Consider the following 15,245-nt stretch of genomic DNA (forward strand, 5'->3'; position numbering starts at 1 on the left):
CTAAGGGGAGTTTTTGTTGCTAAAGCGTGGGTGGCAGGGAGTGCCGAGGTGAGGGCTCAGGGGCTTCCGCGCTAGGCGGGGGCTCCCGAGGTGGAGTTCCAGTACCAGCTGAGCCGGCACCTCGTGAACTTGACCGGGCGGCACCTCGTACTGTGCCTTTCCCAGCGGACCCTGCCATTCTGAGCGAACCCTCCCAAACAAAAAACACCCGCAAGCCGGAATCTGCGCCTTAGCCGCAAGAAGACTCCCCTTAGCCGGGATCTGCGGCTTAGCAACAACTGCTAACGGGAGTTTTTGTTGCTAAAGCGTGGGTGGGTTTTCAGGAGGTGGAGGTCTGGTCCCTGCCTGAGCGACAGCTGTGGGTGAGGATTCAGGAGGTGGAGGTCTGGTCCCTGCCCGGGCGGTAGCTGTAGGTGGGGATTCAGGAGGTGGAGGTCTGGTCCCTGCCTGAGCGGCAGCTGTGGGACGGGACTCCTGAGGTGGAGGGCCAAATAAGCATGAAAGCCAGGGTTGGCCAAGGGCTCCCGAGGTGGAGGTCCAGTACCAGCTGATCCGGCACCTCGTGAGCTCAACCCGGCACCACCCCGTACCTCACCAGCTTTTGTGCCCGGCCCAACCCAACACGGCCCCGTACAACGCAAACGGCCCGGAGGGAAATCCCTCCGGGCCGCCTGCCACGGGTGAGAACCAGCGGGCTCTCCCCCGCCTATTCGTGCAGCTGATTCACCCTCGCGAGCGTTCAACCCCGCGGCTGAATCAGACGCATCAGCGCTTCGCGCTCAAGCGAATCAGATGTCGCCGAAGCCTCCGAAGTCGTAGTCCTCGAGCGGAATGGTCGACCCTTCGCCGGCGAATGCCGGGTAGAAGTCACCATAGGTGTTCGAGAACATTTCCTGCTTGGCTTCGTCAGTCGGTTCGACAATCATGTTGCGGTAGCGGTGCATACCGGTGCCGGCCGGGATGAGCTTACCGAGGATGACGTTTTCCTTCAGGCCGAGCAGCGGGTCGGACTTGCCTTCCATAGCTGCTTCAGTCAGCACGCGCGTGGTCTCCTGGAACGATGCAGCCGACAGCCACGATTCGGTGGCCAGCGACGCCTTCGTAATGCCCATGAGTTCGTCACGTGCGGAGGCCGGCTGGCCGCCTTCTGCAACGACGCGCTTGTTTTCGTCCTGGTAGCGGCCGCGGTCAACGAGTTCACCCGGCAGCAGGTTGGTGTCGCCGGACTCGATGACCGTCACACGGCGCAGCATCTGACGCACAATGACTTCGATGTGCTTGTCGTGAATGCCGACACCCTGCGAACGGTAGACCTTCTGGACTTCGTCAACAAGGAACTTCTCGGCGTCGCGACGACCGCGGATGCGCAGCACCTGCTTGGGGTCGATCGCACCTTCAACCAGCTGGGTGCCGGCTTCGATGTTCTGGCCGTCTTCAACCAGAAGCTGTGCGCGACGACCGACTGCGTGCTCGATTTCGTCAGAACCGTCAGACGGGATCACGATGACGTAGCGCGTCTTACGGCTGTCGTCGATCTTGACCTTGCCGGCTGCTTCCGAAATCGGCGCGTAGCCCTTGGGCGTGCGTGCTTCGAAGAGCTCGGTGACACGCGGCAGACCCTGCGTAATGTCACCGCCACCGCCGGCGGCAACACCACCGGTGTGGAACGTACGCATGGTCAGCTGCGTACCGGGCTCACCAATCGACTGTGCTGCGACGGTGCCGACTGCTTCGCCGATGTCAACGAGCTTGCCGGTTGCCATCGAGCGGCCGTAGTGCTCAGCCGAGATCTGCGCGTCGGAGTCTGCGGTGAGAACCGACAGCACCTTGACTTCGCGAACGCCGGCGGCAACCAGCTGGTCGAGCACATCGACCGAAATGTCGGTCTTTGCAGGCACCACGACGTTGCCTTCGGCGTCGGTGACGTCGACTGCCGTGAGGCGGCCCAGAACCGAGGTTTCGGCCCATTCGTGCACAACGAGGTTGCCCTTTGCGTCTTCCTGAGCGACGGGCAGCGTGATGCCGCGCTTCGAATCGGTGGTTTCGGTGCGGATGATGACATCCTGCGAAACATCAACCAGACGACGCGTGAGGTAACCGGAGTCTGCGGTGCGCAGAGCGGTGTCTGCCAGACCCTTACGAGCACCGTGCGATGCGATGAAGTACTCGAGGACCGACAGGCCTTCGCGGTAGTTCGACTTAATCGGACGCGGGATGATTTCACCCTTCGGGTTCGTCACAAGACCGCGCATTGCGGCCAGCTGACGGACCTGCGTCCAGTTACCGGAAGCACCGGACTCGACAAGGCGCAGAATCGAGTTCTCCGAAGTGAAGTTCTTCTGCATTGCCTCGGCGATCTTGTCGGTGGTGTCCGACCAGATCTTGACGAGTTCGGTACGGCGCTCCTCATCGGTGAGCGCACCGAAGGCGTACTGTTCTTCGACCTTGTCGACGAGCTCTTCGGCTTCGTTGAGCGACTGTTCCTTGGATTCCGGAGACACGATGTCGCTCATTGCGACGGTCAGACCGGAGCGGGTTGCCTGGTAGAAGCCGGTTTCCTTGAAGTTGTCGAGTGCCTGTGCTACTTTCACGCGCGGGTAGTTGTCTGCGAGGCGGTTGACGATCTTCGACAGCTGCTTCTTGCCGATGGTCTCGTTGACGTACGGGTAGTCCTCCGGCAGGGTCCGGTTGAACAGGGCACGGCCCAGGGTGGTCTCGAGGACGAGGGTGTCGCCCTGTTCCCAGCCTTCCGGCAGTTCCATCTTCCGATGCGGAACGATGTTGCTCAGGCGGATCTTCACCTTGGCGCCGAGGTCGAGTTCGCCACGGTCGTAGGCCATGATGGCCTCCGAAACCGAACCGAAGTCGCGGCCGATGCCGGGCACGTCTTCGCGTTCGGAGGTCAGGTGGAAGATGCCGATGATCATGTCCTGCGTGGGCATGGTCACGGGCTTGCCGTCCGAAGGCTTGAGGATGTTGTTCGCCGACAGCATCAGCAGGCGTGCTTCAGCCTGTGCTTCAGCGGACAGCGGCAGGTGGACTGCCATCTGGTCACCGTCGAAGTCAGCGTTGAAGGCGGTGCAGACCAGCGGGTGGATCTGAATTGCCTTGCCTTCAACCAGCTGCGGTTCGAAAGCCTGAATGCCCAGACGGTGCAGGGTGGGTGCACGGTTGAGCAGAACCGGGTGCTCCTGAATGACTTCTTCGAGCACGTCCCACACCTGCGGGTGCTGACGTTCGACCATGCGCTTAGCCGACTTGATGTTCTGGGCGTGGTTGAGGTCAACCAGGCGCTTCATCACGAACGGCTTGAACAGTTCGAGTGCCATGGTCTTGGGCAGACCGCATTCGTGCAGCTTCAGGGTCGGGCCGACCACGATGACCGAACGGCCGGAGTAGTCGACGCGCTTACCGAGCAGGTTCTGACGGAAGCGACCCTGCTTGCCCTTGAGCATGTCGGACAGCGACTTGAGCGGACGGTTGCCCGGTCCGGTGACGGGGCGACCGCGACGGCCGTTGTCGAACAGTGAGTCGACTGCTTCCTGGAGCATCCGCTTTTCGTTGTTGACGATGATTTCGGGTGCACCGAGGTCAAGCAGGCGCTTGAGGCGGTTGTTGCGGTTGATGACACGACGGTAGAGGTCGTTGAGGTCGCTGGTTGCGAAGCGGCCACCGTCAAGCTGCACCATGGGGCGCAGTTCCGGCGGGATGACCGGGATCGCGTCGAGCACCATGCCTTCGGGCTTGTTGTCCGTGGTCATGAATGCGTTGACGACCTTGAGGCGCTTGAGTGCGCGGGTCTTGCGCTGGCCCTTGCCGGTGCGAATGAGTTCGCGCAGCATTTCGGCTTCGGATTCGAGGTCGAAGTCCTTGAGGCGCTGCTGGATGGCAGCGGCACCCATGGAGCCTTCGAAGTAGATGCCGAAGCGGGCGACCATGTCGCGGTACAGGCTTTCGTCACCTTCGAGGTCTGCGACCTTGAGGTTCTTGAAGCGGTCCCACACCTGTTCCAGGCGGTCCAACTGGCGTTCGGAGTTGCGGCGGATGTTGCCGAGTTCCTTGTTTGCCTGCTTTTCGACCTTGCTCTTGGCCGCTGCGGTTGCACCGTCGGCTTCGAGTTCCTTGAGGTCGTCTTCCAGCTTCTTGGATCGACGGTCGAGGTCCGCGTTCATGCGGTCTTCGATCTGCTTCTTTTCGACGTCCACCTGGTTCTGCAGGGTGGGCATGTCGCGGTGGCGCGAGTCTTCGTCGACCGACGTGATCATGTAGGCCGCGAAGTAGATGACCTTTTCGAGGTCCTTCGGAGCCAAGTCGAGCAGGTAGCCCAGGCGGCTGGGCACGCCCTTGAAGTACCAGATGTGGGTGACGGGAGCGGCGAGCTCGATGTGGCCCATGCGCTCACGGCGCACCTTGGCGCGGGTGACTTCAACACCGCAGCGCTCACAGATGATGCCCTTGAAGCGCACGCGCTTGTACTTGCCGCAGGCGCATTCCCAGTCGCGGGTGGGACCGAAGATGCGCTCACAGAACAGGCCGTCCTTCTCCGGCTTGAGCGTGCGGTAGTTGATGGTCTCGGGCTTCTTGACTTCGCCGTGCGACCACTGGCGAACCTCATCAGCCGTAGCCAGGCCGATGCGCAGTTCATCAAAGAAATTAACGTCAGGCACGTAAATCCTCTTCCTTGGTGACCTTCAGAAGGTCAGTAAAAATTCGGGCTGGCTGGCTGTCAGACTTCGTCGACTGTCTGGGCTTCGTCACGCGAAAGGTTGATGCCGAGCTCTTCAGCTGCTCGGTACATTTCGTCGTCTTCGCGCATTTCGACGGCGTGGCCGTCTGCCGACAGAACTTCGATGTCAAGGCACAGCGACTGCATTTCCTTGATGAGGACCTTGAACGACTCGGGGATGCCCGGGTCGGGAAGGTTCTCGCCCTTGACGATTGCTTCGTAGACCTTGACGCGGCCGGGAACGTCGTCCGACTTGGTGGTCAGGAGTTCCTGCAGCGTGTAGGCCGCACCGTAGGCTTCGAGCGCCCACACTTCCATTTCGCCGAAGCGCTGGCCGCCGAACTGTGCCTTACCGCCCAGCGGCTGCTGGGTGATCATCGAGTACGGGCCGGTGGAACGAGCGTGGATCTTATCGTCGACCAGGTGGTGGAGCTTGAGCATGTACATGTAGCCCACCGAGACCGGGTACGGGAACGGTTCGCCGGAGCGGCCGTCGAACAGGCGGGCCTTTCCGGAGCCGTCGATCAGGCGCTCACCGTCGCGGTTGAGGCGGGTGTTGTCGAGCAGGCCGCGCAGTTCGGGTTCGTGCGCACCGTCGAACACCGGGGTTGCGACGTTGGTGCCGGGTTCGGCTTCGAGGTCGAAGCCGGCGTCCTTGAGGTCCTGTGCCCATTCGGGGTTGCCTTCGATCTTCCAGCCCTGCTTGGCTGCCCAGCCAAGGTGGGTTTCGAAGACCTGGCCGATGTTCATTCGGCGCGGAACACCGTGCGGGTTGAGGATGATGTCGACGGGGGTTCCGTCTTCCATGAACGGCATGTCTTCAACCGGCAGGATGGTCGAGATGACGCCCTTGTTTCCGTGGCGTCCGGCCATCTTGTCGCCGACGGTGATCTTGCGGCGCTGGGCCACGTAGACGCGCACCAGCTGGTTGACACCGGGGGTGAGTTCGTCGTCTTCTTCGCGGTCGAAGACCTTGACGGCGATCACGGTTCCGGTTTCGCCGTGGGGCACCTTGAGCGAGGTGTCGCGGACTTCGCGCGACTTTTCGCCGAAGATGGCGCGCAGCAGGCGCTCTTCGGGGGTCAGTTCGGTTTCACCCTTGGGGGTCACCTTGCCGACCAGGATGTCGCCGTCGGTGACTTCGGCGCCGATGCGGATGATGCCGCGGTCGTCGAGGTCAGCCAGGGCTTCCTGCGCGATGTTCGGGATGTCGCGGGTGATCTCTTCGGCACCGAGCTTGGTGTCGCGAGCGTCGACTTCGTATTCCTCGATGTGGATCGAGGACAGGACGTCGTCCTGCACCATGCGCTGGGACAGGATGATGGCGTCCTCGAAGTTGTAGCCTTCCCACGACATGAAAGCCACGAGGAGGTTCTTGCCGAGGGCCATTTCACCGTTCTGGGTGGACGGACCGTCAGCCAGCACCGCACCGACTTCGACTCGGTCGCCTTCGGACACGATGATCTTCTGGTTGTACGAGGTGCCGTGGTTGGAGCGGCGGAACTTCTCGGCTCGGTAGGTGGTCTGGGTGTCGTCGTCGTTCATGACGGTGACGTAGTCAGCGGAGACTTCGGTGACCACACCGGCCTTGTCGGCGGTGATGACATCGCCGGCGTCGATGGCCGAGCGGTATTCCATGCCGGTGCCGACCAGCGGTGCTTCTGCGCGGACCAGCGGAACGGCCTGACGCTGCATGTTCGCACCCATGAGGGCGCGGTTGGCGTCGTCGTGTTCGAGGAACGGGATAAGGGCCGTGCCGACCGAGACCATCTGACGTGCAGACACGTCCATGAAGTCGATGTCTTCCTTGGGCAGCAGTTCGGCTTCGCCGGAACCGCCCTTGGGGCGAGACAGGACGAAGTCTTCTGCGAAGCGCTGGTCGTCGGTCAGCGGTGCGTTTGCCTGTGCGATGTTGTACGGGAGTTCATCGTCAGCCGTGAGGTAGCGCGTCTTGTCGGTGACAACGCCGTTCTCAACGATGCGGTACGGGGTTTCGATGAAGCCGAACGGGTTGATGCGCGCATAGGAGGCGAGCGAACCGATCAGACCGATGTTGGGGCCTTCCGGCGTTTCGATGGGGCACATGCGTCCGTAGTGCGACGGGTGGACGTCGCGGACTTCCATGCCCGCACGGTCACGCGACAGACCGCCGGGACCCAGAGCCGACAGGCGGCGCTTGTGGGTAAGGCCGGCCAGCGGGTTGTTCTGGTCCATGAACTGCGACAGCTGCGAAGTTCCGAAGAACTCCTTGATGGCTGCCACGACGGGACGAATGTTGATGAGCGTCTGCGGGGTGATCGCTTCGACGTCCTGGGTGGTCATGCGCTCGCGGACCACGCGCTCCATGCGCGAAAGACCGGTGCGGACCTGACCTTCGATCAGTTCGCCGACCGCGCGGATGCGGCGGTTGCCGAAGTGGTCGATGTCGTCCAGGGCGACCGGGATGTCGACGCTTTCGCCGTCGCGCGTGCCCTTGAGAGTTTCGTGGCCGGCGTGCAGCGCAACGATGTAGTGGATGGCAGCGGCGATGTCGTCGGTGGTAAGCACACCCTGTGTGACGTCTTCATCGACCCCGAGCTTGCGGTTGACCTTGTAGCGGCCGACCTTGGCGAGGTCGTAGCGCTTGGGGTTGAAGTAGAGGTTCTGCAGAAGGTTTTCTGCAGCTTCAACAGTGGCCGGTTCGGACGGACGCAGCTTGCGGTAAATGTCGATGAGCGCTTCTTCGCGCGTTTCGACGGTGTCCTTGGCAAGGGTTTCGCGGATCGACTCGAATTCGCCGTAGCGTTCGAGGATTTCCGAGGAGGTCCAGCCAAGTGCCTTGAGCAGCACCGTGACCGACTGCTTGCGCTTGCGGTCGAGGCGAACGCCAACCTGGTCGCGCTTGTCGACTTCAAACTCCAGCCATGCACCGCGCGACGGGATGATCTTCGCGGTGAAGATGTCCTTGTCTGAGGTCTTGTCCGGGGTCGATTCGAAGTAGGCGCCGGGCGAGCGGACGAGCTGCGAAACGACGACGCGCTCGGTCCCGTTGATGATGAAGGTGCCCTTGGGGGTCATGAGCGGGAAGTCGCCCATGAACACCGTCTGGCTCTTGATCTCCATGGTGGAGGTGTTCATGAATTCAGCGGTCACGAACAGCGGCGCCGAATAGGTGATGTCGCGCTCCTTGCACTCGTCGATCGAGTACTTGGGCGGCTCAAAGCGGTGGTCGCGGAACGACAGCGACATGGATCCGGAGAAGTCTTCGATCGGGGAGATCTCTTCGAAGATGTCTTCGAGCCCCGAGGTTTCCGGAACGGAGGTGTCGCCGTTCTCGATTGCTTCCGCAACTCGCTCCTGCCAGGCTTCCGAGCCGATCAGCCAGTCGAAGCTGTCGGTCTGCAGTCCCAGGAGGTTGGGAACTTCGAGAGGTTCGTGGATCTTCGCGAAGGAAATGCGCTGAGGCGGGTTAGCGGTCCTGATGTTTTCGTTGGCGGCGGCCAATGGGTTCCTTCCACGTTGTGGTCATCACTCGTGCGCTGCAGCGTTGAATCACCCGAGGTCCGGCCGGGTCGCTTTGCGACACTCGCTTCCGCTGACGTCACGGCGGATCCGGTCAAGGTGTGCTAGTTTGATGCCCACCGCTATATGAAGGCACAGCAAACCCACTGCAACACAAACATTCAGAATAGCTGATTGAACCTGCTGTAGCAAGACCCCCTGTGGTAGGGTCGATCTTCTCCGCACTTTTTGCGCTCTGCACTGTCCGACGAAAGCCGTGACGAGCAGGGCGCTTTTTCGTTCCCAACTGCACTGCTGGGCAGCACGTCCTCCCACCCTGCTCCCACCTCGCCCACCAGCACTTGTGACCTATAGTCACCGTCCAAAATATTGGAATCGGGGGCAGTTTCGTTCGGCAGACGTGAGGGGCTTCACGTTAACCTGGGCCTATCTATTGGGAGGCCCGATGCACAACCTGCCGCTTATACCCGCATCACTCGGCTCGATGCCATTGCTGCTCTTGGCGGCGCTCGCCGCGCTCATATACAGCGCTGTTCAGTTGGTCCTGCCCTATCTGCACAGTCGGAGAATACCGGTCGGCGCCCAAGCCCGAGCCGCCGCTCCCCTGCCGCCAACCCGGCCCGGAGTTCCGACCCAGCCCCCAGTTCCGCCTCGTCAGCCGAGCGCCCCACCCCAACCACAGCACCGGCCTGCACATCGGCACGACCCAACCCCAACAGCACGGCCACAGCACCCAGCGGCCAGGCCGCCCTACCCGGCTGCTGTGCCTCAGGCACAGCCGAACAATGACGTTGCCCTCTACGCGAACCTGCTGCTGGGAGTTGCCTCTGCGTTCCTCGTGATCGCAGCGTTCATCTTCGTGGGCATCGCCCAACACGCACTGCTGCGGGCCATCACGGTCATCGGCGTTGCCGTCATCACCTACGGCGCAGGCCTCGGCATTGCTCTGCTGTCTTCGCGTCTGAAACCCGTCGGCATTGCCCTGACGGCGGTCGGCCTCGTCCTGCTTCCAATTTCGGGGGCCGCTCTGGGCGCCCTCGACATCACGGGGGCAAAAACCGCGTGGCTTGTGGCTTCAGTGCTTGGGCTGATCAGCTGCGCACTTGCGGCAGCGCTGCTGCGTTCTGAGCTCGTCACGTGGTTTGGTCTGCTGTTCATCGGCTCGACCGTGCTGTCGGTGATCAACTTCGGCGGGCCGTCGTTTGCCTACTACGGGGTCGGCCTGGTGGTCGTGTCGATGGTGTTCATCATCATCGGCCGTGTTCTCGAGGGCCCGTATACGGGCCGCAGGACTGCTCGCTCACGAGGTGCCGCCGACTTCCGCTCTTTCCTCTCTGCTGAGCGGGGTCAGAAGGTCCGCTGGGCGCGACCCTTTGTCCTGTTGGGACAGATCATCGCACCGGCATCAGGTGTGTGCGCGCTCATCACCCTGCCTGACGATTCACCGTGGGCGAAGGGTGTTTTCTGGCTGGTGCTGACGGTGTTCTACATCGTGTTGGGCATCTGCCGCAGCTGGACTTACGCACTCGGTGCCGCGCTGCTGACCAGCACGTTCGGCATCACGACGCTGACGGGATCACTGTGCCGTACCTCCGGCAGTCCTTCGTTCGGCAAAGGCGGCCAATACATGCCCGTGTGCGAGGTGGCAGTCTCGACCGCAGGAATCGCCGCTTCAGTCGTGCAGATCCTCGTCATAACCGCCGCCTTTGCGATGTTTGTGCGGCAGGGCCGGAAGCTCACCGTGCTCATCTCGCTGTACATTTCCGCGACGATCCTCACGGTGTCGACGCTGGCGGCCATGCGGAGGACCTTCTCCATCATCAGGTTCTATGAGGACACTGGTCGTCCTGATGATTTCGGCGCGGCAGTCGATGCTGTACAGCTGCCGCTGCTGCTGATCGCAGTCTTCTTGGTGCTGGCAGGGATTATCTGCGCGTGGGCGGCCTGGCGGGCAGACTCTGCCTTCCTGCAGGCAACATCCGCAGTGTCGCTTGCAGCCGCTCCCCTGCTGGGCACGGGCTTTTCGAGGCTTGGGCCCGATTGGACTTTCAGCGCAGTAATACTCACGCTGAACACCGTCATGGTGGTCGGCCACGGTGCGCTGACTTTTGCTGCGCGCACAAAAGCGGGCAGGCAGCGCCGTCAGCTTCGCTCAGTGTCCATGATCTCTGCCACCGTCATCAGCATTGCCGGGGGCCTGCCCTTCACGCTTCTTGTGTGGTCGGACAGTTCGACTCCGATGATCTGGGCGCTGTTCGCGGCTTCCGTGGTGGCGACTGCGATCTTCATTGGGGCGGCGTTCTTCTTCCGCTCTGCTGTCATTTCATTTACAGCACTGTGCGCAGCCTTCGGTGGGACCGGTGCGCTGGGCTTCATCATCAGCCTCTCTGCCGGAGCCAACTACAGCGCGGCTCTGTTCATCCCGGTGGCCGGCATCGGATCGGCTGTCCTGTGGCTCGTGTCGCACCACCTGTGGCTGCGGGGCCGGACCCGACGGTCGTGGATGGCATACGCCCTGTCGATCGTGTGGGCGGCCTCTGCCGCCTCCGGACTCCTTCGGCACACCTTCTTCAACGAAGACGGCCGGGTGTTCAGCGCCTCCGTCGTCATGATCACGGCGGGCATTGCAGCTGCCTGCGCCGCCGCGGGAGCACAGGCAGCCGTCGTCTACCTCCGCCGCACGTGCCCCGCGGTGCCCAACCGGCGCTATCTGCTCACGGTTCCGGTGCTGATCTTCACCGGCGCGCTCTGGGCCGTTCTCATCACCCGGTTCTTGGGTCTTCCGCTTGCAGTAGTTTCCATCGCCTTCGCTCTGACCGCACTTGCGATCGCCTGGATGAGTCTGAGCCTGTCCATTCAATGGCTGCAGCTGCCCGCGGGAGCGACGCTGTTTGTCAGTCTGCTCTTCGCATCCAGCGAACTGACAACCAGCTATTCACTCACCGTGCTGCTTGCAGCCTGGGGCACATGGGCCGTTGCCTATGCCGGTCACTGGATTCTGGCCCTGTTGCACCGCAAAGTGTTGGCTTCTCTCATCACCGCCGCGCTTGCGCTTGTAATGGCACTGTTCTCACTGCCTTTGGTCACATTCAAGGAAACGTGGCTGCACGATCCCAAGCGCGCCGCAACGGGAGCGACGATCGCGATTCTTGCGCTCATGGTGTTTGGCGCCGCGCGTTTCTTCAAGAATCCTCGGCACCGGCTGGGATGCCAGGAAGGCGCCTCCTATCTTGGCGCGATCGCGCTCATGCTGGTGATCGACGGTTTTATCGACACGCGCTTTGTTGTCCTGTGGCACGTACCCGTCATCGTCGCCCTCACATGGGCTCTGTATCTGGCCCGCCGCGGCAGGCAACAACAGGCCCAGTTCCCTGCAGCAGATGAGTTTTTCAACCTCTTCGACCTGCGGATCCTCCTTGCGTGGCTGGTCTTGACGGTTGCCGGAATAGCCGCGGCGACGACCGGCCCCGGTTGGCTGACTGTGCTGTTCCTGGCCGACCACGTTGCACTGTTGGTGCTCGGCGCGCTCACATCCCGCCAATGGGCTCTGTGGTGGGGACTCGCTGCCTGCGCCGCAGCGGTGTTCTGGGGTCTGCGCAATCTGGTCTGGCTGGCTCTCGTGCTTCTGGCGCTCATGCTCATCGGCATTGTCGTGTGGATGCTGCTCCGGCCGAAAAAGGAAAAACCCGCACCGGCAGCATTTGCTGGACCCCCTCAGCCGGGCGCGGCACCCCAGCCCCACCCGGGAGGCCAGGCACATCCCGGTTCTGCCCCACAGCGGATGCACAGGCCGGCACAGCGGCCTCAACCGCAGGGACAGGTTCAGCCACAGTGGCAGCAGGGCCACTCCGGGCCACCCATGCCGCAGCAAACGCCCCACCCGCAGGGACAGCAGCCCTCGACAGCGCCCCCGCGAGGACCGATGCCGCCCGGGCTGCCGCCTCGTCAGCCCGGACAGCCACCTCGTCAGTCCGGACAGCCGGCTCGTCAGTCCGGACAGCCACCCCAGCAGCAGCCACCTCGGTCTTCTGGTCGCGGCAAACCAGACACCGCTCCGCCGCCCGGGCCGGGCTTCGGGCACACAGGCGATCCCCGGGGCCCCGGCCAGTAGACTTCAAGGGCACACAGGAGGACCATGGCAGACAGTTCTGAAGAGCAGACCGGCATCTACGCCATAACAACCGACCCGGCCGCGCTGAACAGCTACCTTGTAGTCGGCACCAGCCGCGCACTGCTGGTCGACACCGGATCGGGGCCGCAGCAGGCAAGCCGCATCTTCGAGACTGCGCGCACCGTCACAGGCCTGCCGATTTCCGTGCTCAACACGCACGACCACTGGGACCATTTCTTCGGCAACGCCCGCATGCAGGGCGAAGGTGTGGACGAATTCTTGGCCAGTGAGCGCTTCGCCCACGATCAAGCCGCAAGCACATGGCTTCAGCTGGCAGAAGTGCCGGCGACAGACGAACCGGACCTCCCGGCCGACCCCACCGAACTCATCGTCGAGCCCACACAAATCGTTGCCCACGGCGACACAATCGACCTCGGCGGCACAGTGGCCACAGTGCGCGAATACTCCGGGCACACAGAAAGCGACCTCGTCCTGCAGGTGTCAGATGTGCTCATCGTGGGCGACCTCATTGAAGAAGGTGCTCCCCCACAGTTCGGCGATGACGCTCAGCCCAGCGCGTGGGCACAGACCCTTCGGGACCTTCTCGCGATCGACGGGATCAGCGTCTACTGCCCCGGCCACGGCGAACCTGTCGACAGAGCCTTCGTCCAAGCACAGGCTGACGACGTTGCGGCTGTCGCAGCACAGCTGGCTGACCCTGACGCTGGTGATGCAGAGGTGAGCCTCCGTCAAGCCCAGCCGTTCACGTACCTGCCCAGCATAGGCGAGGCAAAGCGAATCAGGTGAGCGGCGCCTCGTAAGAAGAACCCACAAACAGCAAAACCCCCGGGAAAAATCCCGGGGGTTCGCTGTAGAACAGTCAGTGACCGATGATCACTTGAGCGAGACGGTTGCGCCTGCAGCTTCGAGCTGTTCCTTAGCCTTTTCAGCGTCTTCCTTCGAAGCGCCTTCGAGGATCGGCTTCGGAGCCGAGTCAACGAGGTCCTTGGCTTCCTTGAGGCCCAGCGAAGTCAGAGCGCGGACTTCCTTAATAACCGGAACCTTCTTGTCGCCAGCGGATTCGAGGATAACGTCGAATTCGCTCTTCTCTTCAGCGGCACCGCCGGCGTCGCCGCCGCCAGCAGCCGGAGCAGCTGCAGCAGCAACCGGAGCAGCTGCTTCAACTTCGAATTCTTCTTCGAACTTCTTGACGAAGTCGTTGAGTTCGATGAGGGTCAGTTCCTTGAAAGCTTCGATGAGCTCTTCGGGGGTGAGCTTAGCCATTGTGGCAAAGTCCTTCCATTAATGGGTCTACAGCTTTTGGGCTGTAGGAAAACCGGGTTGTGGTTATGAAGCTCAGGCAGCTTCCGATTCCTGCTTGGCGCGCAGAGCGTCCACGGTGCGAACTGCCTTGATGGCAGGTGCGGTGAACGTGTAGGCGGCCTTGTAGAGGCTGCCCTTCATAGCGCCGGCTGCCTTGGCAAGCAGCACCTCGCGGGATTCGAGTTCCGCCAGCTTCGAAACATCCTCAGCTGTAAGAGCAGCACCGTCGAAGTAACCGCCCTTGATGACCAGCTTGGGATTCGCCTTGGCAAAGTCCCGCAGGGCCTTCGCAGCGTCAACAGGTTCGCCTTCGATGAACGCGATGGCGGTCGGGCCGTTGAGCAGACCGTCGAACGCGTCAATTCCAGCTTCCTTAGCCGCGATGGCCGTCAGCGTGTTCTTTACCACGGCGTAGGTGGTGTTCTCACCCAGCGAACGACGCAGTTCCTGCATTTCGCCCACTGTGAGACCACGGTACTCGGTCAGCACTGCAGCGGAGGAGTTGTCAAAACGGTTTTTGATCTCCTTTACCGCGGCTGCCTTGTCAAGCCTCGCCATGGTATTCCTTTCAATACATCTGTTGGTTTGCCCAAAACAAAAAGCGCTCCGCATGCAGGTGCGGAACGCTTGGCGTTCGACTGACAGCACAGGTTATGCGCTTTCAGCTTTGTTCTCACCTGCGTGGGTCACTCTCATGAGTCTTCGCCGGATCCTGCTGCTTGCGCGGCATTTTCCGAGACCGACGGTCTTGGGCAGATTCAATAGTAGAGCAGGACGGTGCTTAGACGCAAATCCCGCCCCTTACGAGGCGGAGCTCGCCTTCCCGCTGGGAAGACGAGCTCCGCTCTTACTCACCTGGGCGCTGGATCAGCGCAGGGAGGCAACGTCCAGCGGGATGGCCGGACCGTTGGTCGTGGTGAGCGTCGCCTTGGTGACGTAGCGACCCTTGGAGGACGACGGCTTCAGACGTGCGATCTCTTCGACAGCGGCTGCGAAGTTGTCGCGCAGCTGGTCTTCCGAGAACGAAGCCTTGCCGATGATGAAGTGCAGGTTCGCGTGCTTGTCAACACGGAACTCAATCTTGCCGCCCTTGATGTCCTGGACAGCCTTTGCGACGTCCATGGTGACGGTGCCGGTCTTGGGGTTCGGCATGAGTCCGCGGGGACCCAGAACCTTACCCAGACGGCCGACCTTGCCCATCATGTCCGGGGTTGCAACAGCAGCGTCGAAGTCAGTGAAGCCTCCGGCCACCTTTTCCAGCAGGTCATCGGAGCCGACGTAGTCAGCACCTGCTTCACGGGCAGCTTCAGCACGGTCTCCGGCTGCGAACACCAGGACCGTAGCGGTCTTACCGGTGCCGTGCGGGAGGTTCACGGTGCCGCGCACCATCTGGTCGGCCTTGCGGGGGTCGACGCCCAGACGGAATGCAACTTCGACGGTCGAGTCGAACTTCGAAACGGCGGTTTCCTTGGCCAGGGCTACTGCCTGGTCCGGGGTGTAGTTAGTGTCAGCCGCGATTTTTTCGGCTGCGGCCCTGTAGGCCTTTGAGCGCTTTGCCATCTGCTATCTCCTTGCAGTTGTGGT

General features: G+C 62.1%; 7 protein-coding genes. 2 read left to right on the forward strand and 5 right to left on the reverse strand.

The window, feature by feature from the left end; translation table 11 throughout:
* Positions 1-788: 788 nt before the first annotated feature.
* The gene (locus tag HMPREF3172_RS00400; RefSeq protein WP_070514649.1) at positions 789-4,667 is read right to left on the reverse strand and encodes a DNA-directed RNA polymerase subunit beta'; all 3,879 of its coding nucleotides are present in this window, start codon (positions 4,665-4,667) and stop codon (positions 789-791) included.
* Between the two features lie 59 nt (positions 4,668-4,726).
* Complete coding sequence (gene rpoB / locus HMPREF3172_RS00405; RefSeq protein WP_070423791.1) at positions 4,727-8,209, reverse strand: DNA-directed RNA polymerase subunit beta; 3,483 nt, start codon at positions 8,207-8,209, stop codon at positions 4,727-4,729.
* Between the two features lie 781 nt (positions 8,210-8,990).
* On the opposite strand from rpoB, the gene HMPREF3172_RS00410 reads away from it, so the two are divergent.
* Both HMPREF3172_RS00410 and HMPREF3172_RS00415 read left to right on the forward strand, forming a co-directional pair.
* Positions 8,991-12,338 (forward strand): hypothetical protein, encoded by a 3,348-nt coding sequence (locus HMPREF3172_RS00410; protein ID WP_070514651.1) that lies wholly within the window; start codon positions 8,991-8,993, stop codon positions 12,336-12,338.
* A 24-nt stretch (positions 12,339-12,362) separates the two neighbouring features.
* Positions 12,363-13,145, forward strand: a complete 783-nt coding sequence (locus HMPREF3172_RS00415) for an MBL fold metallo-hydrolase (protein WP_070514653.1) — start codon at positions 12,363-12,365, stop codon at positions 13,143-13,145.
* Between the two features lie 87 nt (positions 13,146-13,232).
* Here the strand turns inward: HMPREF3172_RS00415 and rplL are convergent, their stop codons facing one another.
* The 3 genes from rplL to rplA form a co-directional block, all read right to left on the reverse strand.
* Positions 13,233-13,622, reverse strand: a complete 390-nt coding sequence (gene rplL, locus HMPREF3172_RS00420; RefSeq protein ID WP_070514654.1) for a 50S ribosomal protein L7/L12 — start codon at positions 13,620-13,622, stop codon at positions 13,233-13,235.
* Between the two features lie 72 nt (positions 13,623-13,694).
* Positions 13,695-14,219, reverse strand: a complete 525-nt coding sequence (gene rplJ, locus HMPREF3172_RS00425; protein ID WP_019174622.1) for a 50S ribosomal protein L10 — start codon at positions 14,217-14,219, stop codon at positions 13,695-13,697.
* A gap of 309 nt (positions 14,220-14,528) precedes the next feature.
* Positions 14,529-15,221: a 50S ribosomal protein L1 gene (gene rplA, locus HMPREF3172_RS00430; protein WP_019174621.1), complete on the reverse strand. Its 693-nt coding sequence runs from the start codon at positions 15,219-15,221 to the stop codon at positions 14,529-14,531.
* Positions 15,222-15,245 lie beyond the last annotated feature (24 nt).

Source organism: Brevibacterium sp. HMSC08F02, assembly GCF_001807555.1.
Lineage (GTDB): Bacteria > Actinomycetota > Actinomycetes > Actinomycetales > Brevibacteriaceae > Brevibacterium > Brevibacterium ravenspurgense.